General features: G+C 70.7%; 21 protein-coding genes and 1 riboswitch. Of the genes, 15 read left to right on the top strand and 6 right to left on the bottom strand.

Annotated elements, in window-relative coordinates; genetic code table 11:
- The first annotated feature begins 42 nt into the window (after positions 1 to 42).
- Positions 43 to 1314, top strand: coding sequence for a L,D-transpeptidase (locus OG485_RS13975; protein WP_328668646.1), 1272 nt, complete (start codon positions 43 to 45; stop codon positions 1312 to 1314).
- Positions 1315 to 1346: 32 nt separating this feature from the next.
- Here the strand turns inward: OG485_RS13975 and OG485_RS13970 are convergent, their stop codons facing one another.
- Positions 1347 to 1748 carry a hypothetical protein gene (locus OG485_RS13970; protein ID WP_261706948.1) on the bottom strand — a complete coding sequence of 134 codons (402 nt, stop codon included), beginning with the start codon at positions 1746 to 1748 and terminating at the stop codon, positions 1347 to 1349.
- Positions 1749 to 1950: 202 nt separating this feature from the next.
- Between OG485_RS13970 and ctaE the strand changes: the two genes are divergently transcribed.
- From ctaE to OG485_RS13940, 6 genes are all read left to right on the top strand, one after another.
- The gene (ctaE, locus tag OG485_RS13965) at positions 1951 to 2571 is read left to right on the top strand and encodes an aa3-type cytochrome oxidase subunit III (protein WP_261706947.1); all 621 of its coding nucleotides are present in this window, start codon (positions 1951 to 1953) and stop codon (positions 2569 to 2571) included.
- Positions 2572 to 2635: 64 nt separating this feature from the next.
- A complete protein-coding gene (gene qcrC, locus OG485_RS13960) occupies positions 2636 to 3445 on the top strand; it encodes a cytochrome bc1 complex diheme cytochrome c subunit (protein ID WP_328668645.1) in 810 nt (269 codons plus the stop codon).
- Positions 3442 to 4518 (top strand): cytochrome bc1 complex Rieske iron-sulfur subunit, encoded by a 1077-nt coding sequence (gene qcrA / locus OG485_RS13955; RefSeq protein WP_328668644.1) that lies wholly within the window; start codon positions 3442 to 3444, stop codon positions 4516 to 4518. Before qcrC ends, qcrA begins: the two co-directional genes overlap by 4 nt.
- The gene (gene qcrB / locus OG485_RS13950; RefSeq protein WP_328668643.1) at positions 4515 to 6155 is read left to right on the top strand and encodes a cytochrome bc1 complex cytochrome b subunit; all 1641 of its coding nucleotides are present in this window, start codon (positions 4515 to 4517) and stop codon (positions 6153 to 6155) included. Before qcrA ends, qcrB begins: the two co-directional genes overlap by 4 nt.
- Positions 6156 to 6325: 170 nt before the next feature.
- Complete coding sequence (trpD, locus tag OG485_RS13945) at positions 6326 to 7390, top strand: anthranilate phosphoribosyltransferase (RefSeq protein WP_328668642.1); 1065 nt, start codon at positions 6326 to 6328, stop codon at positions 7388 to 7390.
- 85 nt (positions 7391 to 7475) lie between these two features.
- Positions 7476 to 7592: riboswitch (SAM riboswitch) on the top strand.
- 193 nt (positions 7593 to 7785) lie between these two features.
- Positions 7786 to 9147 (top strand): aminotransferase class V-fold PLP-dependent enzyme, encoded by a 1362-nt coding sequence (locus OG485_RS13940; RefSeq protein ID WP_328668641.1) that lies wholly within the window; start codon positions 7786 to 7788, stop codon positions 9145 to 9147.
- A gap of 39 nt (positions 9148 to 9186) precedes the next feature.
- Here OG485_RS13940 and OG485_RS13935 read toward each other — a convergent pair whose 3' ends face one another.
- The gene (locus OG485_RS13935; protein WP_037624013.1) at positions 9187 to 9468 is read right to left on the bottom strand and encodes an Lrp/AsnC family transcriptional regulator; all 282 of its coding nucleotides are present in this window, start codon (positions 9466 to 9468) and stop codon (positions 9187 to 9189) included.
- Positions 9469 to 9510: 42 nt separating this feature from the next.
- Positions 9511 to 10266, bottom strand: coding sequence for a rhomboid family intramembrane serine protease (locus tag OG485_RS13930; RefSeq protein ID WP_328668640.1), 756 nt, complete (start codon positions 10264 to 10266; stop codon positions 9511 to 9513).
- Positions 10267 to 10418: 152 nt separating this feature from the next.
- On the opposite strand from OG485_RS13930, the gene OG485_RS13925 reads away from it, so the two are divergent.
- The 5 genes from OG485_RS13925 to OG485_RS13905 all read left to right on the top strand — a co-directional run bounded on the left by OG485_RS13925 (position 10419) and on the right by OG485_RS13905 (position 16139).
- Positions 10419 to 10658 (top strand): hypothetical protein, encoded by a 240-nt coding sequence (locus tag OG485_RS13925; protein WP_261706939.1) that lies wholly within the window; start codon positions 10419 to 10421, stop codon positions 10656 to 10658.
- 35 nt (positions 10659 to 10693) lie between these two features.
- Positions 10694 to 12043 (top strand): NYN domain-containing protein, encoded by a 1350-nt coding sequence (locus OG485_RS13920; protein WP_328668639.1) that lies wholly within the window; start codon positions 10694 to 10696, stop codon positions 12041 to 12043.
- Positions 12044 to 12567: 524 nt separating this feature from the next.
- Complete coding sequence (locus OG485_RS13915) at positions 12568 to 13602, top strand: C40 family peptidase (RefSeq protein WP_328668638.1); 1035 nt, start codon at positions 12568 to 12570, stop codon at positions 13600 to 13602.
- 240 nt (positions 13603 to 13842) lie between these two features.
- A complete protein-coding gene (locus OG485_RS13910; protein ID WP_328668637.1) occupies positions 13843 to 14865 on the top strand; it encodes a C40 family peptidase in 1023 nt (340 codons plus the stop codon).
- Positions 14866 to 14942: 77 nt separating this feature from the next.
- Complete coding sequence (locus OG485_RS13905; protein WP_328668636.1) at positions 14943 to 16139, top strand: hypothetical protein; 1197 nt, start codon at positions 14943 to 14945, stop codon at positions 16137 to 16139.
- A 13-nt stretch (positions 16140 to 16152) separates the two neighbouring features.
- Here the strand turns inward: OG485_RS13905 and OG485_RS13900 are convergent, their stop codons facing one another.
- A complete protein-coding gene (locus OG485_RS13900) occupies positions 16153 to 16677 on the bottom strand; it encodes a PadR family transcriptional regulator (RefSeq protein ID WP_328668635.1) in 525 nt (174 codons plus the stop codon).
- A 134-nt stretch (positions 16678 to 16811) separates the two neighbouring features.
- Here OG485_RS13900 and OG485_RS13895 point away from each other — a divergent pair, with 134 nt between their 5' ends.
- A complete protein-coding gene (locus OG485_RS13895; protein WP_328668634.1) occupies positions 16812 to 18131 on the top strand; it encodes an MATE family efflux transporter in 1320 nt (439 codons plus the stop codon).
- Here the strand turns inward: OG485_RS13895 and OG485_RS13890 are convergent.
- The gene (locus OG485_RS13890) at positions 18092 to 19297 is read right to left on the bottom strand and encodes a glycosyltransferase family 87 protein (RefSeq protein ID WP_328668633.1); all 1206 of its coding nucleotides are present in this window, start codon (positions 19295 to 19297) and stop codon (positions 18092 to 18094) included. The genes OG485_RS13895 and OG485_RS13890 overlap by 40 nt on opposite strands.
- Positions 19298 to 19478: 181 nt before the next feature.
- Between OG485_RS13890 and OG485_RS13885 the strand changes: the two genes are divergently transcribed.
- Entirely contained in the window at positions 19479 to 20621 is a 1143-nt protein-coding gene (locus OG485_RS13885) for a glycosyltransferase family 4 protein (RefSeq protein ID WP_328668632.1), read from the top strand.
- 377 nt (positions 20622 to 20998) lie between these two features.
- Here OG485_RS13885 and OG485_RS13880 read toward each other — a convergent pair whose 3' ends face one another.
- Positions 20999 to 22795: an AMP-dependent synthetase/ligase gene (locus OG485_RS13880; protein WP_328668631.1), complete on the bottom strand. Its 1797-nt coding sequence runs from the start codon at positions 22793 to 22795 to the stop codon at positions 20999 to 21001.
- Between the two features lie 337 nt (positions 22796 to 23132).
- On the opposite strand from OG485_RS13880, the gene OG485_RS13875 reads away from it, so the two are divergent.
- Positions 23133 to 23888 carry a metallophosphoesterase family protein gene (locus OG485_RS13875; protein WP_328674430.1) on the top strand — a complete coding sequence of 252 codons (756 nt, stop codon included), beginning with the start codon at positions 23133 to 23135 and terminating at the stop codon, positions 23886 to 23888.
- The last annotated feature ends 72 nt before the right edge of the window (positions 23889 to 23960 follow it).

Raw genomic sequence — 23960 nt, 5'->3', positions numbered from 1 at the left:
ACCCGGCGCGCCGTGCTTGACGGACGTTCATAGCGTGGACTCATGAACCACTCACCGCGAATCCGCACGGTCGTCAGCTGCACCGCGCTGGTGGTCGCCCTCGGCGCCGGCGCCGCCGCCTGCGGCTCCGACGACCACCCGCTCTCGGCGAAGCCGTACGACGCGGCGGGACAGATCTCGTTCAAGGGCCTCTCCGAGGACAGCAAGAAGCAGACCAAGGTCGACCCCGACAAGCCCCTGGAAATCACCTCCGAGAGTGACGAGGGGCGCATCACCGACGTGACCGCCACGGACGCGTCAGGACGCCATGTCGCGGGCGAACTGGCCGCCGACGGCAGCCGCTGGCACAGCACCTCGCCACTCGCCGCAGGCGCCCACTACACGGTGAGCGTGAGCACCGAGGACGAGGACGGCGCCCCCGGCCGCAAGGTCATCGGCTTCGACACCAGCACGCCGAAGACGAAGAAGCTGCTGAACGTCGCATTCGGTCCCAAGGCGGGCAAGTACGGCGTCGGTCAGCCGATAACCGCCGAACTCAGCGCCCCCGTCAAGGACAAGGCGGCCCGCACGATCGTCGAACGCGCCCTCAGGGTCGACTCCACCCCCGCGGTGGACGGCGCCTGGCACTGGGTGGACGACAAGACGCTGCACTACCGGCCCAAGGAGTACTGGCCCGCCCACGCCACCCTGACGGCCCACAGCAACCTCGCCGGCGTCAGGATCGGCGAACGCCTCTGGGGCGGCGACGCCAAGACTGTGAAGATCACCACGGGCGACCGCCTGATCGCCCTGACCGACGCCGCCACCCACTCCATGACGGTCTACCGCAACGGCCAGGACATCAAGCGGATCCCCGTCACCACGGGCAAGCCCGGCTTCGACACGCGCAACGGCGTCAAGGTCGTACTCGGCAAGGAGTCCCTCGTACGGATGCGCGGTACCAGCATCGGCATCGCCGAGGGCAGTTCGGACTCCTACGACCTGGAGGTGCGCTATGCGACCCGGGTGACCTGGAGCGGCGAGTACGTCCACGCCGCGCCCTGGTCGACCGGCTCCCAGGGGTACGCCAACGTCAGCCACGGCTGCACCGGCATGAGCACCGAGAACGCCGAATGGTTCTTCAACACGTTCAACGAGGGCGACATAGTCAAGGTCGTCAACTCCGACGGCAAGACCATGGACGCGTTCGGCAACGGGTTCGGCGACTGGAACCTCGACTGGAAGAACTGGCGCGACGGCAGCGCGCTGATGGCCGGGTCCCCGGACGCCCCGAACCCGGCCCAGCGCGCCAGACTGCGCCCCGAAAGCGTGTGAGGCCGCGCCCCCACGGTGGGGGCGCGGGTTCCTCAGGCGCTCAGAAGGTTCCTGCGACGCAGCAGGGAGGCCAGTGAGGCGGCGAACTCCACCGGGTCGACCGGTAGGGTCACCGCGGCGTCGGCACGGCTCCAGGTGGCCAGCCAGGCGTCCTGCGGGCGCCCGATGAGCACCAGCGCGGGCGGGCAGTTGAAGATCTCGTCCTTGATCTGCCGGCACACCCCCATGCCGCCCATCGGCACCGCCTCGCCGTCCAGCACACAGACGTCGATGCCGCCCTTGTCGAGCTCCTTGATGACGGCGGCCGGCGTCGCGCACTCGATGAACTCGACGAGGGGAACGTCCGGGGCGGGCCTGCGCCCGGTGGCGAGCCGCACCTGCGCGCGGGTGTTGGAGTCGTCGCTGTAGACCAGCACCGTGGCGGTCGGCTGCATTCTTCCTCCGAGACGTCAGCGTCGTACGGACATCGTGCGATCGGGCTGATCGTCCCCGGCCCGATGCGCGGATGCTACTCCCTTGAACACCTCGTCAGCACCGGTTCGGACACGGCTTCGATGGTCCATCCGGGCTGGACACACCCGGTCAACACCCCGAACGGCACCCCCCGGCGTGAGGGCGGGATAAGCGACCGACATAATGTCGGTCGTGGCGACAGCAACGACAGTAGAAACCGGGCACGCGCACCCGTCGGTCAATCGGCCGAACCTCACCAGCGTCGGAACCATCATCTGGCTGAGTTCCGAGCTGATGTTCTTCGCGGCCCTCTTCGCGATGTACTTCACCCTGCGATCGGTGACCGGGCCGGATCACTGGAAGGAAATGGCGTCCAGCCTGAACCTTCCGTTCTCGGCGACGAACACCACGATCCTGGTGCTCTCCTCCCTGACCTGCCAGCTCGGCGTCTTCGCCGCCGAGCGCGGGGACGTGAAGAAGCTCCGGATGTGGTTCATCGTCACCTTCATCATGGGTGCGATCTTCATCGGCGGTCAGGTCTTCGAGTACACCGAACTGGTCACGAAGGACGGGCTCTCGCTCTCCTCCGACCCGTACGGCTCGGTGTTCTACCTGACCACCGGCTTCCACGGACTGCATGTGACGGGCGGACTCATCGCCTTCCTGCTGGTCCTCGGTCGCACCTACGCGGCTCGGAGGTTCACTCACGAGCAGGCGACCGCCGCCATCGTCGTGTCCTACTACTGGCACTTCGTCGATGTCGTCTGGATCGGCCTTTTCGCCACGATCTACCTGATCAAGTAATCGGGCCCACCGCCCGAAACATCCAGAAGCACCGACGCAGAAGATCCTGACACCGGGGTAATCCGTGAAAAAGCTCTCCGCACGACGACGCCATCCGCTGGCGGCGGTCGTCGTCCTACTCCTCGCGCTGGCGGCCACCGGGGGGCTGTACGCCGCGTTCGCACCCGCGAGCAAGGCGCAGGCCGACGAAACCGCCCAGTCCCTCGGGATCACCGAGGGCCAGAAGCTGTACTCCGTGGGCTGCGCAAGCTGCCACGGAACCGGCGGTCAGGGCAGCTCCGACGGTCCCAGCCTGGTGGGTGTGGGCGCCGCGGCGGTCGACTTCCAGGTCGGCACCGGCCGTATGCCGGCCCAGCAGCCGGGCTCTCAGATCCCGCGCAAGAAGGTCATCTACACGCAGGCCGAGATCGACCAGATGGCGGCCTACGTCGCCTCGCTCGGCGCCGGCCCCGTGATCCCGACCAAGAACCAGGTCAGCCCCGAGGGCGCGGACATCGCCAACGGCGGTGAACTCTTCCGTACCAACTGCGCCCAGTGCCACAACTTCACCGGCAAGGGCGGCGCGCTGACGCACGGCAAGTACGCGCCGAGCCTGGAGGGTGTCGACCCGAAGCACATCTACGAGGCCATGCAGACGGGCCCGCAGAACATGCCGTCCTTCCCCGACACCACGCTGACGGAGAAGAACAAGCAGGACATCATCGCGTACCTCGACGCGGTCAACGGTGACGACACCGAGAGCCCGGGCGGTCTTGAACTGGGCGGCCTCGGGCCGGTCAGCGAGGGCCTGTTCGGCTGGGTCTTCGGTCTCGGAACCCTGGTCGCCGTCGCCGTCTGGGTCGCCGCTCGGACCGCAAAGGCCAAGAAGTCATGAGTAGCCAAGACATTCCAGAAGAGAACGTGCCCGCTGAGCGGGCCTCCGACGACCACGCCGGTCACGGTCACGGTCCGGTAGCCGTCGCGGACGAGCAGAACCCGTTCGCGGACCCGGGGCTGCCGCCCCACGAGCACCGCATCCAGGACATCGACGAGCGGGCCGCCAGGCGGTCCGAGCGTCTGGTCGCCATGCTGTTCGTGCTGTCGATGGTGGCCACCGTCGGCTTCATCGCCTCCTACGTGGCGATCCCGAACGACAAGTCGGTCTACGTGTTCCCGCTCGGGCACATCAGCGCGCTGAACTTCGCGCTGGGCATGTGCCTCGGCGTGGCGCTGTTCGCGATCGGCGCGGGCGCGGTCCACTGGGCCCGCACCCTGATGTCCGACGTGGAGATCGCCGACGAGCGCCACCCGATCGAGGCGGAGCCCGCGGTCAAGGCCAAGGTCCTGGCCGACTTCAAGGAAGGCGCCAAGGAGTCCGCGCTCGGCCGCCGCAAGCTGATCCGCAACACGATGTTCGGCGCGCTGGCCCTGTTCCCGCTCTCCGGCGTCATGCTGCTGCGCGACCTCGGCCCGCTGCCCGGCACGAAGCTGCGCCACACGCTGTGGTCCAAGGGCAAGCTTCTCGTCAACATGAACACGAACGAGCCGCTGCGTCCTTCGGACCTGGCCGTCGGTTCGCTCACCTTCGCCAAGCCCGAGGGCCTGGAGGAGCACGACGAGGACTTCCAGAAGGAGATCGCCAAGGCGGCCCTGATGGTCATCCGGCTCCAGCCGGACGACATCAAGGACAAGCAGGAAGTCGAGTGGTCCTACGACGGCATCGTGGCCTTCTCGAAGATCTGCACCCACGTCGGCTGCCCGATCTCCCTGTACGAGCAGCAGACGCACCACGCGCTGTGCCCGTGCCACCAGTCCACCTTCGACCTCTCCGACGGTGCCCGGGTCATCTTCGGCCCGGCGGGTCACGCCCTGCCGCAGCTGCAGATCGGCGTGAACGCTGAGGGCTACCTCGAGGCGCTCAGCGACTTCCAGGAGCCCGTCGGTCCTGCATTCTGGGAGCGCGGATGAGCACTACCACCACCTCCGACTCGCGCTCCTCGCGCGAGAAGGCACCCGCCGGTGAGCGGGTGGCCGACTGGGCGGACGGACGCCTCGGGATCTACTCCCTGGCCAAGTCCAACATGCGCAAGATCTTCCCCGACCACTGGTCGTTCATGCTGGGTGAGGTCTGCCTCTACAGCTTCATCATCATCATCCTCACGGGTGTGTACCTGACCCTGTTCTTCCACCCGTCGATGAACGAGGTGGAGTACCACGGCAGCTACGTCCCGCTGCAGGGCCAGCTGATGTCCGAGGCGTTCAACTCGACCATGCACATCTCCTTCGATGTGCGCGGTGGTCTGCTGATCCGTCAGATCCACCACTGGGCCGCGCTGATCTTCCTCGCCGGCATGTTCGTGCACATGATGCGCGTGTTCTTCACGGGTGCGTTCCGCAAGCCGCGTGAGGTCAACTGGGTCTTCGGATTCCTGCTGTTCGTCCTCGGCATGTTCACCGGATTCACCGGTTACTCGCTCCCGGACGACCTGCTCTCCGGCACCGGTGTCCGCTTCATGGAGGGCGCGGTCCTGTCCGTGCCGATCGTGGGCACGTACCTGTCGTTCTTCCTGTTCGGCGGCGAGTTCCCGGGCGGCGACTTCGTTGCCCGCTTCTACTCGGTGCACGTGCTGCTGCTGCCGGGCATCATGCTCGGCCTCGTGGTGGGCCACCTGATCCTGGTCTTCTACCACAAGCACACGCAGTTCGCGGGCCCCGGCAAGACGAACAACAACGTCGTCGGCATGCCGCTGCTGCCGGTCTACATGGCCAAGGCCGGAGGCTTCTTCTTCCTGGTCTTCGGTGTCATCGCGGTCATCGCGGCGATCGCCTCGATCAACCCGATCTGGGCCATGGGTCCGTACCGTCCGGACATGGTGTCCACGGGCGCCCAGCCCGACTGGTACATGGGCTTCTCCGAAGGCCTGATCCGTGTCATGCCGGGCTGGGAGATCAACCTCTGGGGTCACACGCTCGTCCTGGGCGTGTTCATCCCGCTGGTGATCTTCCCGCTGGTCCTGGTCGCCATCGCGGTCTACCCGTTCATCGAGTCCTGGGTCACCGGCGACAAGCGCGAGCACCACATCCTGGACCGCCCGCGCAACGTCCCGACCCGGACCGCGTTCGGTGCCGCCTGGATCAGCTGGTACTTCGTCCTGCTCGTCGGCGGCGGCAACGACATCTGGGCCACGCACTTCCACCTGTCGATCAACTCGATCACCTGGTTCGTGCGCATCGCGTTCTTCGTCGTGCCGGTGCTCACCTTCATCGCCACCAAGCGGATCTGCCTCGGCCTCCAGCGCCGGGACCGGGACAAGGTGCTGCACGGCCGCGAGTCGGGCATCATCAAGCGCCTGCCGCACGGTGAGTTCATCGAGGTCCACGAGCCGCTCAGCCAGGACGCGCTGCACACGCTCACCGCGCACGAGCAGTACAAGCCGGCCGAGATCGGCCCGACGGTCGACGAGAACGGTGTCGAGCGCAAGGTCTCGGGCACGCAGAAGCTGCGCGCCAAGATGAGCCAGGGCTTCTACGGGGAGGAAGGCCAGATCCCCAAGCCCACCGTCGAGGAGTACAAGGAGATCACGAGCGGCCACGGCCACCACTGATCCCCGGCTGTTCGCCACGGCTGGAGCCCCGTCCATGACATGGACGGGGCTCTTTGCCGTCCTCCGGGCTGGATAGGGTGGACTCACCCGGTGCTGCGGGGCGATCCACCCCGCGTCACCCACGACCCGTGTCACCCGCGACCGCGTGACCCACGAACCCAGGAGCGACCATGAGCGCTGTGAACCCCGCTGGAGGCGACACCGCGGCGGGCCGTTCCTGGCCCGCGGTACTGAACGGCCTGCTCGAAGGCCGCGACCAGAGCGCGGACGACACGGCCTGGGCGATGGACCGCATCATGCGCGGCGAGGCGACCGACGCGCAGATCGCCGGGTTCGTGGTGGCCCTGCGGGCCAAGGGCGAGACCGTCCAGGAGATCACCGGACTCGTCCGGGCGATGTACGAGCACGCCAATGTCATCGAGGTGCCCGGACACACCGTCGACATCGTCGGAACGGGCGGCGACGGCGCGAAGACCGTCAACATCTCCACGATGTCCTCGATCGTGGTGGCCGGCACCGGCGCCAAGGTCGTCAAGCACGGCAACCGGGCCGCGTCCTCCGCGTCCGGCGCGTCGGACGTCCTGGAGAAGCTCGGCGTCAATCTCCAACTGCCGGTGAAACGGGTGGCCGAGGTGGCCGAGGAGGCCGGGATCACCTTCTGCTTCGCGGTCAAGTTCCACCCGGCGCTGCGTCATGTGGCCGCGGCCCGCGGTCAGTTGGGCATCCGGACCACCTTCAACGTGCTCGGTCCGCTGACCAACCCGGCGCGCGTGAAGGCCCAGGCGGTCGGCGTCGCCGATCCCCGGATGGCGCCGATCGTGGCGGGCGTGTTCGCCGAGCGCGGCAACTCCTCGCTCGTCTTCCGCGGCGACGACGGCCTCGACGAGCTGACCACCACCGCGGGCTCCCACGTCTGGGTGGTCCGCGACGGCAAGGTCACCGAGGAGCGCTTCGACCCGCGCGACGTCGGGCTCGACATCGTCCCGGTGGAGGCCCTGCGCGGCGCCGACGCCTCGTACAACGCGGAGGTCGCCCGGCGCCTCCTGGACGGCGAGCGGGGGCCCGTACGGGACGCGGTCCTGCTGAACTCGGCGGCGGCCCTGGTGGCCCTGTCGCCGACCGGCGCGCCGCTCGCGGACCAGCTCCGCGACGGAATGGAGAAGGCGGCCGAGGCGATCGACTCCGGGGCCGCGAAGCGCACCCTGGAGCGCTGGGTGGCCGCCAGCAACGCCTGATCCACCGGTGACACGGAGCGAGGCGCAGTCCAGAATCCGGACTGCGCCTTGCGCGTGGAAGATCCTCTGGCAAGATGCTGTATCAGGTCATGAGTGACAGCCATCAGGCCCCGGCCGGCTGTCCGGCAACCCTCCGTCCGTGGCGGGGTGCCCCGGGTGAAGACCAGGTCGTAGGCAGCGAGGCCTACGGCAAGCGCGGACCCCTCCCGTCCTCCGGGCGGATGCAACCAGGGGTCCTGGTCGTTCGAGGGAGCCTTCTGTGAGCAAGCGAATGCGATAGGGCGCCGAGCCCCGCCTCCGCACACCCTTTTCACCTTTTCCCGCGCTGAGCCCAGCCCTGCCTCCGGGCGGCCGGCTCGCGCGGTGATCCCGCCTGCCTCTCACAGGAGCTCGCCATGTCTGTCTCCACCGTTGCCGCCGACCAGTCCGTTTGTGCCCCCCTGGCCGTTCTGGGCCGGGATGTCACCGTCCCGCTCGTCACCGGCGGCGAGGTGACCTACGCGGCCCTCGACTACGCCGCCAGCGCGCCCGCCCTCCAGCGGGTGTGGGACGACGTGGCCGCGTACGCGCCCTACTACGGCAGCGTCCACCGGGGCGCCGGCTACCTCTCGCAGCTCTCCACCGACCTCTTCGAGAACGCCCGCAGGACCGTCGAGGAGTTTCTCGACTGCCGCGCCGGTGACCAGGTGGTCTTCACCCGCTCCACCACCGACTCGCTCAACCTGCTCGCCGCCGCGCTCCCGGCCGACTGCCAGGTCTTCGTCTTCGAGACCGAGCACCACGCCTCGCTGCTGCCCTGGCGCGACGCCCGGGTGACGTACCTGAACGCCCCGCGCACCCCGGGCGAGGCCGTCGCCACCCTGGAGCACGCCCTCGCCGCCCGCGACCCTCACGGACCGGCCCTGGTCTGCGTCACCGGCGCCTCGAACGTCACCGGGGAGCTGTGGCCGGTGCGGGAGCTGGCCGCCGCCGCCCACGCCCACGGCGCCCGCATCGTCCTCGACGCCGCGCAGCTCGCCCCGCACCACCCGGTGTCGGTCCAGGACCTCGACGTCGACTGGGTCGCGTTCTCCGGGCACAAGCTGTACGCGCCGTTCGGCTCCGGTGTCCTCGCGGGCCGCTCCGACTGGCTGCGCGAGGCCGACCCGTACCTCGCGGGCGGCGGCGCCAGCCGCAAGGTCACCCGGCGCACGGACGGCGGCGTGGACGTGGAGTGGCACGACAGCGCCGCCCGGCACGAGGCCGGCTCGCCGAACGTCATCGGGGCCTACGCGATCGCCTCGGCCTGCAAGGCGCTCACCGAGGAGGGCTTCGACAGCCTTCTCGCCCGTGAGCGGCACCTGATCCGTACCGTCCGCGCGGGCCTCGCCGAGGTCCCCGAGGTCCGGGTCCTGTCCCTCTTCGGCGACGACGCCCCGCGGGTCGGCGTCATCTCCTTCGTCGTCGAGGGCTGGAACAGTTCGCACTTCGCGGCCGCGCTCTCCGCCGAGTACGGCATCGGCGTCCGCGACGGCCTCTTCTGCGCCCACCCGCTCGTCCGCACGCTGCTCGGCAGCGCCCCGGAGACCCAGGGGGAGTGCGGAGCCCCCGAGGCGGCGCCCGGGGAGAAGTCCCTCAACGCCATCCGCGTCAGCTTCGGCGCCGGTACCCCCGACGAGCACGTCGAGCGCTTCGTCCGCGCGGTGCGCGAACTCGTCAGGGACGGCGCGCGCTGGCAGTACCGCACCGAGGACGGCCGCTGCGTCCCGGCGGTCTGACGCCCACGGCGGCCTCGCCCGGAGGCGGTGCCGCGTCGGTCAGGAGTCGAGACCGATCGCGAACGCCGCCTCCAGGTCGTGCTGGGAGTACGTACGGAACGCCACGTGCGTGTCCGTCGCCTCGACGCCCGGGATCTTGCTGATCTTGCCGGGGATGACGTCCGCCAGGTCGTCGTGGGCCTGGACCCGGACCATGGCGATCAGGTCGTAGGTGCCCGTGACGGAGAAGACCTCGCTGACGCTCTCCAGGGACGCGATCGACTCGGCGATCTCGGGGATCCGGTCCACGCTGGTCTTGATGAGGACGATCGCGGTGATCACGGCTGGTTCTCTCCCTAGGGGGCCACTGCTGGGGATCTCACCCTACTCGCGGTCCACCTGGCCCGGCCGCTCCACCGGGGGCCCCGGCAGCACCCCCCGAACGGGCGCGAGCGGCCTTCGGGGCCGGAACCGCGCCCACGCGTAGACGAAACCCAGGGAGAAGCCCACGAGGTGGGCCAGATAGGCGACTCCGGGGCCCGGGGAGCTGCGGCCGGCCGCCAGCCACTGGAGCGTGAACCAGAACGGCAGCACCACCCAGGCGGGGAACCGCAGCGGCAGGAAGAACAGGAACGGGAAGAGACTGGTCACCCGGGCCCTGGGGAACAGGTACAGGAACGCGCCGAGCACCGCGGAGATCGCCCCGGAGGCCCCGACCAGGGACTGCTGCGAGGTCGCGTTGGCGGCGGCGTAGCCGAGCAGGGCCAGATAGCCGCAGCCCAGGTAGAAGAGGGCGAACTCCAGATGGCCCATGCGCTCCTCGGTCATGAGCCCGAAGACGTAGAAGAAGAGCATGTTGCCCAGGAGATGGAGCCAGCTTCCGTGGATGAACAGGGCGGTCGCGGGGGTGAGCGCCTCGCCGGGGGCCCCGCCGAACAGGGCCGCCGGCACCACGCCCCAGCGGCGGAAATAGGCCCGCTGCGCGACCAGCAGCTCGTCCCCGGTGCCGTACGCGGGATCCAGGCCCGAGGCGGGACCGATCACGAAGATCAGACAGCACAGGGCGATCAGCGCGTACGTCACCGGCGCCGGCCGGCCCCGCAGCGCCCTGCCGACCGTCGCACTCCAATTGCCGATCATGGTGCAGAGCATGACGTAACCGCACCGATGCGCACGGACCGCCTCGCCGCCGCGGACGGCCGAGCGTCGAGTACCCGCCAGGCCGTAGGGTTACGAGCCATAGCACCGGGAAACCGGCGCCGGACGGACACGAGAAGGAAAGCGGCTGCCCTATGACAGTTCCCCTGCCCGACGCCAAGACCCGCTGGCGCTGCGCCCTCTGCGGCAACCTCACGCGTTTCGACGTGACCCGTTCGTCGAAGGTCGTCGAGTATGTGCACCTGGACCTGGCCGGTGAGCCCAAGGTCGAGGAGCGCGAGGTGGTCAGTGAGACCATCGAGTCGGTGCGGTGCCGTTGGTGCAACGCGGTGGATCAGGTCGAACTCGTGGACAGGCCGGGCGCCGGCTCCTGAGGGAGCGGGCCCCGCACGGATATTGGGGTGAACGGATGGTGGAGACCACGGGTGGGGAGCCGGACGACGGCACCGCCGAGGTGCTCGACCGTCCGCTGCCCGACGGCGTGCGCCGACGCGTCGTACAGATCGTCTCGGACGGCTTCGGCGGGCTGACGATGTCCGAACTGCCCACACAATTGCGGCAGTACGCCCGGTTCGCCCCGAATCGCCGTGCCAAGTTCGCCGGCAACGCGATGGCCTCGGCGCTGGAGACGGACCCGCTGTTCAGACAGCGCATCGCCGAGAAGCTCAGAGAGGCCCAGCCGGAGCTCGTCGGCGCTCTCGACTCGGGCGCGCCGTCCCCGGCCGCGGATCCGCTGGACGTGGCGGCCGCGGCCTATGTCGTGCGTCCCGCCGGCTGGGTGAAGCTGGTGACCGCCGCGGGCGAGGAGGCCCTGCGGGCGGACGCCGAGCGCGCCGGTGAGGAGAGCCGCGCCGAACTGGACCGGCTGCGCGCGGAACTCGCGGAGGCCCGCGGGCAGACGCGTGACGAGACCGAACGGCTGCGCGCGGAGCTGGAAGCGGCCCGCAAGGAAGCGGAATCGCTTCAGCGCAAGCTGCGCGGGGCTCTCAGTGACGTCAAGCGCGGTGAGGCGGCCCTGCGCAAGCTCCAGGCCGAGACGGACGGGGCGAAGGCGGAGAGCCAGACCCGGGTGTCCGCGGCCGAGAGCGAGACGCGGCGGCTCAAGGCGCGTCTCTCGGAGGCCGAGGCGGCCCTGGAGGCCACCCGCAAGGCGGCCCGGGAGGGGCGCAGCGTCGAGGACATGCGGATGCGCCTGCTGCTCGACACCGTGCTGGAGGCGGCCCAGGGGCTGCGCCGGGAACTGGCGTTGCCTCCCGTCTCGGTGCGGCCCGCGGAGACGGTCGAGGCGGTCGAGCCGGGACGGATGACCCCGAAGGACATCGCCGCCCGCGCTCTGTCCGAGAACGACCCCGCGATCCTGGACCAGTTGCTCGCACTGCCCCAGGCGCATCTGGTCGTCGACGGCTACAACGTCACCAAGACCGGCTATCCCCAGATGCCGCTGGAGAAGCAGCGGCTGCGGCTGCTCGGACAGCTCTCGCAGCTGGCCGCGCAGACAGGCGCCGAGGTCACCTGTGTCTTCGACGGGGCCGAACTGCTCGCGCCGGTGCTGCTCGCGCCTCCGCGCGGGGTGCGGGTGCTGTTCTCCAAGCCCGGCATCACGGCCGACGAGCTGATCCGTCAGCTCGTTCGGGCCGAGCCGCCCGGCCGGCCGGTCATCGTGGTCTCGACCGACCGCGAGGTCGCGGACGGGATCGCCAAGGCGGGCGCCCGGCCGGTGGCGTCCGTGGTGCTCCTCAAGCGCTTCTCGCGCGGCTGAGCGACTCCCGCGGGCACGTTCCCGTCGTACGTCCCCCCTCGCGATCCCCTCGCGACTCCCGCGGGTTCCTTTCGCGATCCCCTCGCGCCCGTTTCGCGCCTTTCCTCCGGCATGGATCCTTCCGCGTGCTTCCTCCCGTTCGTCATGTTCCGCGGGCTCTTCCGTGCCCGCTCCGGAGTCTCATCCCGCTCTCCGGGGACCGGGTTTCACGCGCGCGGCGATCGGTGGCCTAAGTCGCGTGAGTCGCGTACGCACCATGCGTAACGTCTGGGCCTGATGCCCCAATTCGCCGGATGTTCACGCGACGTAGTGTCAAGCGGACATCACTGCTGGTGAGTTGATGGCAAAGAATGCGCTCCGTGACAAAGAATTTTCAGGTTTGGATTTGAACTGATCACAAGTAGGTCACTAGGGTCATGGCCTGAACCTCCAACTAGGGTGATCACTCATGGGGAGTGACGGTGGAGGGGCACCGCCCGTCGGCGTTTTCGGCAGGCGGCTGGAGGAAGAAGGAGCTCGCCTTCGTGGCGTCCCACCGTCGACCCAAGCAGCCGAGCCGCGCCCGTGTGACCGTGCTCACCACTGCCGCCGCTGCCGCTGTTGTCCTCAGCGCGAATGCCGCCAACGCGGCGCCGTCCGAGAAGCCCAACAAGGACGAGGTCAAGACCAAGGTCGACAAGCTCTACGAAGAGGCCGAGCAGGCCACTGAGAAGCTCGACGGCGCCAAGGACAAGCAGCAGAAGCTGCAGAAGCAGATCAGCGCTCTCCAGGACAACGTCGCCCGCGGCCAGGAAGAGCTCAACGACCTGCGCGAGGGCCTCGGTTCGATGGCCAGCGCCCAGTACCGCACCGGTGGCATCGACCCCTCCGTGGCGCTCTTCCTCTCCTCCGACCCGGACGACTTCCTGGACAAGGCCTCGGCCATGGACCAGCTGAGCGCCCAGCAGGTCGAGTCGCTCAAGAAGGTCCAGGAGAAGCAGCGTTCGCTCGCCCAGCAGCGTGCCGAGGCCTCCGCGAAGCTCAAGGACCTCGCCGACACCCGGGCCGAGCTCGCCAAGAAGAAGAAGGAAGTCCAGAACAAGCTGGGCTCCGCGCAGAAGCTCCTGAACACGCTGACGGCGCAGGAGAAGGCGGCGCTCGCCTCCGAGGAGCAAGAGCGGGCCACCCGCGCCAGCGAGCGCGTCGACCTCGGCGACACCCCGGCCGCCTCGGGCCGCGCCGCCGCCGCGTTCGCCGCCGCCAAGACCAGGATCGGCTCGCCGTACGTCTACGGTGCCTCCGGCCCCAGCTCGTTCGACTGCTCGGGCCTCACCTCCTGGGCCTACGCCCAGGCCGGCGTGACCATACCCCGCACCTCGCAGGCCCAGGCCAACGCGGGCACCCGCATCTACTCGCAGAGCGACCTCCAGGTCGGCGACCTGGTCATCTTCTACGGCGACCAGCACCACGTCGGTCTCTACGCGGGCAACGGCCAGGTGCTGCACGCCCCGCGCACCGGCACGGTCGTCCGCTACGAGTCGATCGGCAACATGCCCTTCCAGTTCGGCGTCCGGATCTGATCCGCACGGGCGGACGGGGAAGTGAAGCCCGCCGCCCGGAGCGCCCTCCTGCCGCGCCGCCCAAACGGGCGAATTGCGACAACTCGCGCTGACCCCACGCCCCGTCGGTGACCTGCGTCTCCGGCGGGGCGTCACTGTGCGTGCCCGCGGAGGGCTTTGGTCGCCGCGTGGTCGCACGGTTACTGTCTGCCACGTTCCCCCGGCGGAGGGGACCGTCAGCGGAAGGGAGTGCGGCAACTCGTGGGGTTCCATCGCCGCCTTGCACCGACCGGCTTCGACCGGGGCGCCGGCGCCTTCGGTGTCGCGGCCTGCGTGATGTCCGCGGCGGCCGCCGCGCTCGGCACCCTGCCCGCCTCCGCGGCGCCGCGGGGCGACACCCGGGCCGAGGTGGACCGCCTCTACGCCCAGGCGGAGAAGGCCACCGAGGCGTACAACAAGGCCGACGAGCGCGGCGACCGGCTGCGTGAGCAGATCGGCACGGCGCAGGACGAGATCGCCCGGCAGCAGAACCGTGTCAACACCATGCGGGACGCGCTGGGTTCGCTCGCCGGGGCGCAGTACCGCTCGGGCGGCCTCGACCCCTCCCTCGCGCTGCTCTTCTCGGCCGACCCGGACGACTACCTCGACAAGGCCTCCGCGCTCGACCGGATGAGCACCCGCCGGGCCGGCGAACTCAGGGAACTCCAGCTCGCCTTGCGCGGCCTCTCCCAGGAGCGCGAGGAGGCGGACGGGAAACTCGCCGAACTGGCGCGCAGCCGCACGACGGTCGCCCGGAACAAGCGGGTCATCGAGGGCAAACTGGCCAAGGCCCGGAAGCTGCTCGACTCGCTGCCGTACGCCGAACGCGCCGCCTACGACCGGGCGTCGCGCTCGCTGCGTACCGGCGTGGCCGGCCTCGGCGGCTCGGTCGCCTCCTCGTCGCGCGCGGCCGTCGCCGTCGCCGCGGCCCGCTCGGCGCTCGGCCGCCCCTACGTGTGGGGCGCCAACGGGCCCGGCGGCTTCGACTGTTCGGGCCTCATGCAGTGGTCCTACGCGCACGCCGGGGTCGGTCTGCCGCGCACCTCGCAGGCCCAGCGGTTCGCCGGACGGCAGATCCCGCTCTCCCAGGCGCGGCCCGGTGACCTGGTCACCTACCGGTCGGACGCCGGCCACGTCGGGATGTACGTGGGCAACGGCCAGGTGATCCACGCGCCCTATCCCGGCGCCCCGGTGCGCTACGACCCGGTCGGGATGATGCCGATCTCGTCCGTCACCCGGGTCTGACGGGGCGAGGACCGGGCGAGGGGGCGGGAGGGGCGAGCGTTCCGGCGGGTGGGCGCGGGCACCGTACGATCGGGAGAATGGCTGGTCGAAGGTGCGCGTCGCGAGCGGGGCTCTCCGTGGTGCTGCTGCTCGCCGGGCTCGTCGGCTGCGGCGGCCGGACGGCGCCGGACACCGCGGCGGCCGACGTGCAGCGCGTCCTCGACCGGCGGGCGGCCGCGGTCCTGGACCGGGACGACGCGGCGTTCCGGGCCACCGGCGCGGCGGCCGGCGCAGGAACCGGCCTCGCGAACCTGCGTGACGTACCGCTGGCGGGCTGGTCCTACCGGCTGGCCGGTCTGAGCCGCTCCGGCGACAGCGCGACCGCCCGCGCCGAGCTGCGCTACCGCATCGCGGGCTACGACACCGCGCCGGTCAAGGTGGACCGCGCCCTCGCGCTGACCCGCGCCGGCGGGACCTGGCGCGTCACCTCCGACAAGCCGTCGGGCAAGGGCGGCGACCAGTTGTGGGACGAGGGGGCCGTGACGGCCGTACGGGGTGAGCACAGCCTCGTCCTGGGGGTCGGGCAGTCCGGCGAGCGGCTGCGGGCCTTCGCGGGTCTCGCGGACCGTGCCGTGCCGGCCGTGTCGGACGCCTGGGGCGCGGACTGGTCGCGGCACGTCGTGGTCCTCGTACCGAAGTCGCTGGAGGGGATGGCGGGGCTGCTCGGGGCTCCGGCGTCCGGGTACCGGGGGATCGCCGCGGTCACCACCGGGGAGGCGGGACCTTCGGCGAAGGCGCCCGCGGACCGGATCATCGTCAACCCGGACGCGTACGGCGTTCTCGGCGGCCTCGGCAAGCAGGTCGTGCTCACCCACGAGACCACGCACGTGGCCACCCGCGCCCACACCACGGCCGCCACCCCGCTGTGGCTCTCCGAGGGGTACGCGGACTGGTCCGGCTACCGCGGCAGCGGGCGGGCGCCCGGGCAGGTCGCGCCGGAACTCCAGCGCGCGGTGGCCGAGGGGCGCGTCCCGGCCGCGCTGCCCGACGACAAGGACTTCGGGTTCACCGCGGACGCGAGTGCGCTGGCACGGGCGTACGAGGGTGGCTGGATGGCCTGCCGGCTGATCGCGGACCACTGGGGCGAGGTCCGGCTGAACGACTTCTACCGCGCGGTGGGCGACCACGGGAAGCGCGAGGGTGCGGTCCAGGGCGCGCTGCGGGACGTGCTGCACACGACGCCGGAGCGGTTCGCCGAGCTGTGGCGGCAGTACCTCGGGGACCAGCTCGGCTGACGCGTGGAGCCGTTCACCCCTCCAGCCGGTGGACGGCCTCCGCGAGCCAGGTCCGCTCCGCCTCGCCGGTCGCCCGCGCCACCCGCAGCATGCCCTGCCGGAACAGGTCGTCGGCCTCCTCCGCGCGCACCGGCCGGCCGCCCTCGTAGAAGAAGCTCGTCGGGGCCTCCAGGAACTCCTGGCGGCGCCGCAGCACCGCGGCCTGCTCGCGGGGGTCGCCCAGGTGGCGCAGGAAGGCCAGCAGGGTGTTGAAGCGGACGTGGTCGGTGATCTCGGCCTGCTTGGGGTGCCGCAGCCGCTCCAGCAGGTCCTCGCGGCCCTTCTCGGTGAGCGACAGGATGCGCCGCGGGGCCGCGCCGCTGCCGGGCTCGGTGTGCTGGTCGAGCAGGCCGGCGGCGACCAGGCGGGTGATCGCCGGGTAGAGGGCGCCGTCGCTGACCGGCCGGACATGGCCGGTGAGGGCCTTGATGCGCTCCTTCAGCTCGTAGCCGTGCAGCGGCTCCTCGTACAGGAAGCCCAGGATCGACAGCTCCAGCATCAGGCCGGCCCTTCCTTCGTGGGCGCCGACGCCCCGCGAGGCCGGCGGGTCCGGGTGGTTGAAGGGTTCACCCGTCCATGGTACCTCTTATCGAGCTACCTCTAAACGAGGTAGCTCGTATCGAGGGAGCCTTCGTGAACGCGCACCGCAGGCAGCTCATAGCGCTCGCCCACCCCGTCTACCTCTCGCTGCTCGCCTCCGTCGCCGCCGGAATCATCAACACCGTCTGGGTCTCCCGGCTCGGCCGTGACGCCGTGGCCGCCGTCGCCGTCGCGACGAACACCGAGAACGTGCTGCTCGGCGTCGCCCTGGTCTTCGCCTCCGGCACCACCGTCCTGGTCGCGCACGCCCGGGGCGCCCGCGACCCGGGAGCGGTCCGGGCGGCCGTCCGCGGAGGCTGGGCGCTGTGCGCCGCCGTCACACCGGTGATCGCCCTGGGCGGCTTCCTGCTGCGCGAGCCGCTGGCCCGGCTGGTCCTCGGCGGCGACGGACGCGCGCTGACCCTCGCCGTCCAGTACTTCGCCGTCTCCCTGCCCGGCATCGCCGTCTTCTTCGCGCAGAACCTCGTCGACGGCATCCTCAAGGGCACCGGCGACACCCGCACCCCGATGCGCCTCGCCCTGCTGGCCAACGGCCTGATCCTCGGCCTCGACCCGCTGTTCATCCACGCGTACGGCGTCCGGGGCGCCGCCGTCTCGACCGTGCTGTGCCGCTCGGTGGCCCTCGTCGCGGGCCTGCGCGCCCTGCGCCGCGACACCCTGCTGTCGAAGGCGGCCGGTGCGACGCCGGCCGAGGGCACCGGCGCGGCCCTGCGCCGGTGCCTCACCACGGGGCTGCCCATGTCCGCCGACTTCACCGTGCGGCAGGGCGGCGCCCTGGTCCTGGTCGCGATCGTGGCCCGGCTCGGCACCACGGCGGTGGCGGCCTACGCGATCGCCTACAAGGTCATGTACGTGGCCACCATGGCGTTCTACTCGGTCCGGCAGGCCGCCTCGATCCACACCGCGCACAGCCGGGGCGCGGGCCGTGACGAGCGCGGCGCCATCGGACGGCAGGCCGTCCTCGTCTCGGGGACCGCCGGCCTGTTCGCCGCGGGACTGCTCGGGGCCCTGGCTCCCTGGATCATGCGGGCCTTCGGCGCCGGCCCCGAGGTCGCCCACGACGGCGTGCTGTTCCTGCGCTGCGTCGGCCCCTACCTGCTGCTGATGGCCTGCTTCATCGCCCTCGGCGGGGTCTTCGAAGGCAGCGGGGGAGCGCCGGTGCTGCTGCGGGTGACGCTGACCGGCACGGCGGTCCAGCTGCCCCTCGCCCTCGCCCTGTCCGGACTGGGGCTGCCGGGCATCTGTCTGGCCCTCGCGCTGTCCATGGCGGTGCAGTGCGCGGCCCTGGGGCTGTGGGCCCGGCGGGCCGGGCGTCAGGAGGACGCCAGCGTCTCCTTGGCGCGGGCGGCCTGAGCGGGGAGCCCGGGCGCCGGCCGGGAGACCGTGGAGCGCCACAACTCCCGGGCGGCCAGTACCGAGGCGGCCACCAGCAGGCCGTTGCGCAGCACCAGGAGAGTGATGCCGAGGTCCGTGCTGTCGACGACGTCGCCGAACCAGGTCGGGAACTCCAGGACCGTCACGAAGCACGCGACCAGCACCAGGAAGGCGGGCAGCACCATCCGGCTCGCCCGGAAGCACAGGCAGACCGCGGCGATCCCGACGAGCCACACCAGATACTGCGGGCTGATGACCCGGCTGGTCGCGGTGAACATCAGGACGGCGACGAACGCCGCGTCGGCGAGCGTGTGCGACAGGAACCGCTTGGCGCACAGCCGCCACAGCAGCAGCCAGCCGAAGGCGAACCCGGTCAGGACCAGGGCCGCCGTGCTCACCGCGCCGACGTAGGGGCCGACGAACTCCACCGAGCCGTAGTTGAGCAGCACCCGCCCGTTCCAGCCGTGGTGCCTGGCCACGTGGAAGACGAGGGAGCCGAGCGACTCCACCTCGGTGCCGCGGTCGCGCTGGAAGGTCAGGAAGGCGAACGCGCCCGGCATCGTCGCGAAGAACACCGCCGCGATCCCGGTCGCCGTCCCCGCCGCCCAGGCCCAGGACCGCCGGCGCACGGCGCCGAGCAGCAGCAGGACCGGCCAGACCTTCACCATCGCGCCGAAGCCCGTGAGCGCCCCCATCACCCGGGGGTGGCGGGAGCCGGCGAGCAGCGCGGCGACCGCGACGGCCGTCACCATCACGTCGTAGCGGGCGTACACGGTCGGCCCGAGCAGCGGAACCCCGATCATCCACACCCAGGCACCGCGCACGCTCTTGCCGGAGCGAGAGCCCGCGAACAGGAGCAGCCCGAACACCAGCAGGTCGGCGACGAAGGCCAGCACGAAGAAGGCGTGCGCGTAGTCGAGGAAGGGCAGCAGGGCGGGTGAGAGGATCGCGAGGGAGGCGGCCGGCGGGTACTGCCAGGTGACGTCGTGCAGCGGGAACCGGCCGTCCTGGAGGACCTCGTACCAGCCGTGGTAGATCACGGAGACGTCGCTGGTGACGTCCGGGCCCGGGAAGACGTACACCTTGGCCACGAAGAGCAGCAGCGCCAGCCTGGTCAGACCCCAGATCGCCAGCAGTGCGGTCATGGCGAAGAGGAACCTCGCCCTCCGTGCCCCGGTCATGCCCACCTGGCCCTCATCGTCCCGAATCCGCGTGTGTCTCGCCGCCGCGCTGTTCGCGGCCCCAGGGTGACCCACCGGTCTGTGTACGAGCCGTCAAGCGCGGCCGTGCGGAGCTGTGAGTATAGGTTCGGTACTGTCGAACACGATGCACAAGACCCTGATCGTGACGAACGACTTCCCACCCCGCCCCGGCGGCATCCAGGCCTTTCTGCACAACATGGCGCTGCGCCTGGACCCCGGGCGGATCGTCGTCTACGCCTCGACCTGGAAGCGCGGCCACGAGGGCGCCGAGGCGACCGCCGCGTTCGACGCCGAGCAGCCCTTCACCGTCGTACGGGACCGTACGACCATGCTGCTTCCGACACCGGGCGCCACCCGGCGGGCGGTCGGCCTGCTGCGTGAACACGGCTGTACGTCGGTGTGGTTCGGGGCGGCTGCACCGCTCGGCCTGATGGCGCCGGCCCTGCGCAGAGCGGGCGCGACCCGCCTCGTGGCGACCACGCACGGCCACGAGGCCGGCTGGGCCCAGCTTCCCGCCGCCCGGGCGCTGCTGCGCCGGATCGGCGAGTCCACCGACACGATCACCTACCTCGGGGAGTACACGCGCTCGCGGATTGCCTCCGCGCTGACCCCCGAGGCGGCCGCGCGCATGGTGCGCCTGCCGCCCGGCGTCGACGAGCGGACCTTCCACCCCGGCTCGGGCGGTGACGAGGTCCGGGCCCGCCTCGGCCTCACCGACCGGCCGGTCGTCGTCTGCGTCTCCCGCCTGGTCCCGCGCAAGGGCCAGGACACCCTCGTCCTCGCGATGCCGCGGATCCTGGCCAAGGAGCCGGACGCGGTGCTGCTGATCGTCGGGGGCGGACCGTACGAGAAGGAGCTGCGCAAGCTCACGCACGAGACCGGGGTCGCGGACTCGGTCCGGTTCACCGGGGCGGTGCCCTGGTCGGAACTGCCCGCGCACTACGGGGCCGGGGACGTGTTCGCGATGCCGTGCCGGACCCGCAGGGGCGGACTCGACGTCGAGGGGCTCGGCATCGTCTACCTGGAGGCGTCGGCGACGGGTCTTCCGGTGGTGGCTGGCGACTCGGGGGGCGCGCCCGACGCCGTGCTCGACGGCGAGACGGGCTGGGTCGTCCGAGGCGGCTCCGCCGAGGACGCGGCCGACCGCATCGTCACCCTGCTCGGCGACCCGGAACTCCGCCGCCGCATGGGCGAACGCGGCCGGGCCTGGGTCGAGGAGAACTGGCGCTGGGACCTCTTGGCGGAACGCCTGCGAGAGCTGCTCTAGCGGTACCGGGTTCGCCCACGGGGCTGCCACTTGCCGCCCGCCGGCGTCTGCGGGCCGCCTTCGCTTGGCCGCGCAGTTCCCCGCGCCCCCGGACGGCCGCCCTGGCGGGCGCCTCGACGGGCGCCCGCCAGGGCGCTCAGGGGCGCGAGGAACTGCGCGAGCAACCACGACGCACCGTCCGCCCGGGACGAACACTCACCCCCACGGCGGGAGCCGGAACCCCCTCCACGGCGGGAGCCGGAACCCCCGTCGGGAGGCGGCCCCCACCCCGCGCCCGAAGGCAAACGACCCCGGGACGGAAAACGGCTCGGCCCCCTTCACTGGAGGGGGCCGAGCCGTGAAGTTCCCGGCCGGGCTGGAACCCGGTCGCTAGGGCATCAGCCCCGATAAAGTGCCTCGATCTCGTTCGCGTAGTCCTTCGCCACCACGTTCCGCTTCAGCTTCAAGGACGGCGTCAGGTGCCCCGACTCCTCGGTGAACTGGTGGTCGAGGATGCGGAACTTGCGGACCGACTCGGCCTTGGACACCGCGGCGTTGCCGTCGTCGATCGCGTCCTGGATGGCGGCGACCAGGTCCGCGTCCTCGCGCAGCGAGGCAGCGGTGGAGCCGGCCGGCTTCCCGTGCTCCGCGGTCCAGCGGGCCAGGAACTCCTCGTCGACGGTGACCAGCGCGCCGACGAACGGCCGCCCGTCGCCGACCACCATGCACTCCGCGACCAGCGCGTGGGCACGGATACGGTCCTCTATCACCGCCGGAGCGACGTTCTTGCCGCCCGCCGTGACGATGATCTCCTTCTTGCGGCCGGTGATGCGGAGGTAGCCGTCCTCGTCGAGGGTGCCGATGTCACCGGTGTGGAACCAGCCGTCGGCGAGCGCCTCGGCGGTGGCGGCCTCGTTGTTCCAGTACCCCTGGAACAGGTGCTCGCCGTGCAGCAGCACCTCGCCGTCGTCGGCGATACGGATCACGGAGCCGGGCAGCGGCTGGCCGACCGTGCCGATCTTCGTACGGTCCCACGGGTTGAAGGCCGTGGCCGCACAGGACTCGGTGAGGCCGTAGCCCTCCAGGACCGTGAAACCGATCCCGCGGAAGAAGTGGCCGAGCCGCTCGCCCAGCGGGGCACCGCCGGAGATCGCGTACTCGCCGCGACCGCCGAGCACCGCGCGCAGCTTGCTGTAGACGAGCTTGTCGAACGTCTTGTACTTGATCTTCAGACCGAGGGACGGCCCCGAGGGGGTGTCCAGCGCGCGGCTGTACGCGATCGCCGTGTCCGCGGCCTTGTCGAAGATCTTGCCCTTGCCGTCCGCCTGGGCCTTGGCGCGCGCCGAGTTGTAGACCTTCTCGAAGACGCGCGGTACACCGAGGATCAGCGTCGGCCGGAACGAGGCCAGCTCGTCGGTGAGGTTCTTGATGTCCGGGACACAGCCCAGCTTGATCGGCGCCATCATCGGCGCGACCTGCACGAGCCGTCCGAAGACGTGCGCGAGCGGGAGGAACAGCAGGACCGAGCACTCACCGGTGCGGAACAGCGGGCGCAGCCGCTCCACGATGTTGCCGCACTCCGCGAAGAAGGCCCGGTGGGTCAGGACACAGCCCTTGGGGCGGCCGGTGGTCCCGGAGGTGTAGACGATGGTCGCCGGGTCGTCCGCCTTGGCGAACGAGCTGCGCTCCTCGACGGTGGCGTCACTGACGTCCGCGCCCAGGCGCCCCAGCTCCTCGACGCCGCCGGCCTCGATCTGCCAGACGTGTTCGAGGGCGGGCAGCCGGTCGCGTACCGACTCGACGCAGGCCGCGTGCGCGGGCAGTTCCACGATGCAGGCGGTGGCGCCGGAGTCGCCGAGGATCCACTGCACCTGCTCGGGGGAGCTGGTCTCGTACACCGGCACGGTGATGGCGCCGGCGCTCCAGATCGCGAAGTCGAGCAGCGTCCACTCGTAGCGGGTACGGGACATCAGGCCGACCCGGTCACCGGGCCGCACGCCCGAGGCGATCAGACCCTTGGCCGCGGTCAGCACCTCGGCGAGGAAGGTGGTGGCGCTGACGTCCGTCCAGGTGCCGCCCACCTTGCGGGCGATCACGGCTACGTCGGGATGCTGCGCGGCGTTTCTGCGGACGATGTCGGTGAGATTTCCGTCCGCAGGGACCTCGTACAAAGCCGGAAGGCTGAACTCGCGCAAGACTGCTGCTCCTCATAGGGCGCCGGCGCCACGACTCTGTGTGATGCGACGGTGCGGTCCAAGGCTCGGGCAGTACTCAAGAGATCACTTGTTGAAATCCTGAGTACGACTGGACTGCCCGGACGTTACCCGCCGGTATGGGGTCTTCGACAGGGGGTCCCGGCGAGATGTTCCATGCGTCACACGTGGTGGCGTTCCTGCGCGCACAGTAGTCCACGCCCTTCCGCGCGTGCCAGTAATCGCAGGTCCGGCCGCCTCTGTTCACGTTTGCCGCACCGGCCTACGCTTGATCGTCATGGCATTCACACCGGTCGGCCGTCCCAGGACGCGTATTCATGTGGTCAGCGACGTGCACGGCAACGCCCGCGACCTGGCGCGGGCCGGCGACGGCGCCGACGCTCTGATCTGCCTCGGTGACCTGGTCCTCTTCCTCGACTACGCCGACCACGCGCGCGGCATCTTCCCTGACCTCTTCGGCGTGGAGAACGCCGACCGCATCGTCGAGCTGCGCACCGCCCGCCGCTTCGAGGAGGCGCGCGCGTTCGGTGCCCGGCTGTGGGCGGGCATCGGCACCGACCGGGCCGCGGCGATCGAGAAGGCGGTGCGCAAGCAGTACGCCGAGATGTTCGCCGCGTTCCCGGAACCGACGTACGCGACCTACGGCAATGTCGACATGCCGGCCCTGTGGCCGGAGTACGCCGGCCCGGGCACCACCGTCCTCGACGGCGAGCGGGTCGAGATCGGCGGCCGCGTCTTCGGTTTCGTCGGAGGGGGACTGCGGACACCGATGCGGACGCCTTACGAGATCAGCGACGAGGAGTACGCGGCCAAGATCGAGGCGGTCGGCGAGGTCGACGTGCTGTGCACGCACATTCCGCCGGAGGTGCCGGAACTCGTCTACGACACCGTGGCGCGGCGCTTCGAGCGCGGCTCCCTCGCGCTGCTGGACGCGATCCGGCGCACGCGCCCCCGTTACGCGCTCTTCGGCCACGTCCATCAGCCCCTCGTCCGCCGGATGCGTGTGGGGGCGACGGAATGCGTCAATGTGGGGCACTTCGCGGGGTCGGGCCGACCCTGGGTGCTGGAGTGGTGACGCCGCGACGGTTCCGAGGGCCAGGTGGGGTGAGGCGTCCGCGGTCGTGCGCGGTAGCCTTCACGCTGCACA

It is taken from the genome of Streptomyces sp. NBC_00328 (assembly GCF_036139655.1).
Classification (GTDB): Bacteria; Actinomycetota; Actinomycetes; order Streptomycetales; family Streptomycetaceae; genus Streptomyces.
The sequence above is the reverse complement of the archived record's forward strand: the minus strand, read 5'-3'. Positions and strand labels throughout refer to the sequence as shown.

Excerpts from the sequence above, each read along its gene's own strand:
- OG485_RS13970 (WP_261706948.1), bottom strand. The coding sequence starts at position 1,748 with ATGCAGCCGACCGCCACGGTGCTGGTCTACAGCGACGACTCCAACACC.
- OG485_RS13905 (WP_328668636.1), top strand. The coding sequence starts at position 14,943 with ATGGCTGGTCGAAGGTGCGCGTCGCGAGCGGGGCTCTCCGTGGTGCTG.
- trpD (WP_328668642.1), top strand. The coding sequence starts at position 6,326 with ATGAGCGCTGTGAACCCCGCTGGAGGCGACACCGCGGCGGGCCGTTCC.
- OG485_RS13885 (WP_328668632.1), top strand. The coding sequence starts at position 19,479 with ATGCACAAGACCCTGATCGTGACGAACGACTTCCCACCCCGCCCCGGC.
- OG485_RS13890 (WP_328668633.1), bottom strand. The coding sequence starts at position 19,297 with ATGACCGCACTGCTGGCGATCTGGGGTCTGACCAGGCTGGCGCTGCTG.
- OG485_RS13925 (WP_261706939.1), top strand. The coding sequence starts at position 10,419 with ATGACAGTTCCCCTGCCCGACGCCAAGACCCGCTGGCGCTGCGCCCTC.
- OG485_RS13920 (WP_328668639.1), top strand. The coding sequence starts at position 10,694 with ATGGTGGAGACCACGGGTGGGGAGCCGGACGACGGCACCGCCGAGGTG.
- qcrA (WP_328668644.1), top strand. The coding sequence starts at position 3,442 with ATGAGTAGCCAAGACATTCCAGAAGAGAACGTGCCCGCTGAGCGGGCC.
- OG485_RS13940 (WP_328668641.1), top strand. The coding sequence starts at position 7,786 with ATGTCTGTCTCCACCGTTGCCGCCGACCAGTCCGTTTGTGCCCCCCTG.
- OG485_RS13975 (WP_328668646.1), top strand. The coding sequence starts at position 43 with ATGAACCACTCACCGCGAATCCGCACGGTCGTCAGCTGCACCGCGCTG.
- OG485_RS13900 (WP_328668635.1), bottom strand. The coding sequence starts at position 16,677 with ATGCTGGAGCTGTCGATCCTGGGCTTCCTGTACGAGGAGCCGCTGCAC.
- ctaE (WP_261706947.1), top strand. The coding sequence starts at position 1,951 with ATGTCGGTCGTGGCGACAGCAACGACAGTAGAAACCGGGCACGCGCAC.
- OG485_RS13930 (WP_328668640.1), bottom strand. The coding sequence starts at position 10,266 with ATGATCGGCAATTGGAGTGCGACGGTCGGCAGGGCGCTGCGGGGCCGG.
- qcrB (WP_328668643.1), top strand. The coding sequence starts at position 4,515 with ATGAGCACTACCACCACCTCCGACTCGCGCTCCTCGCGCGAGAAGGCA.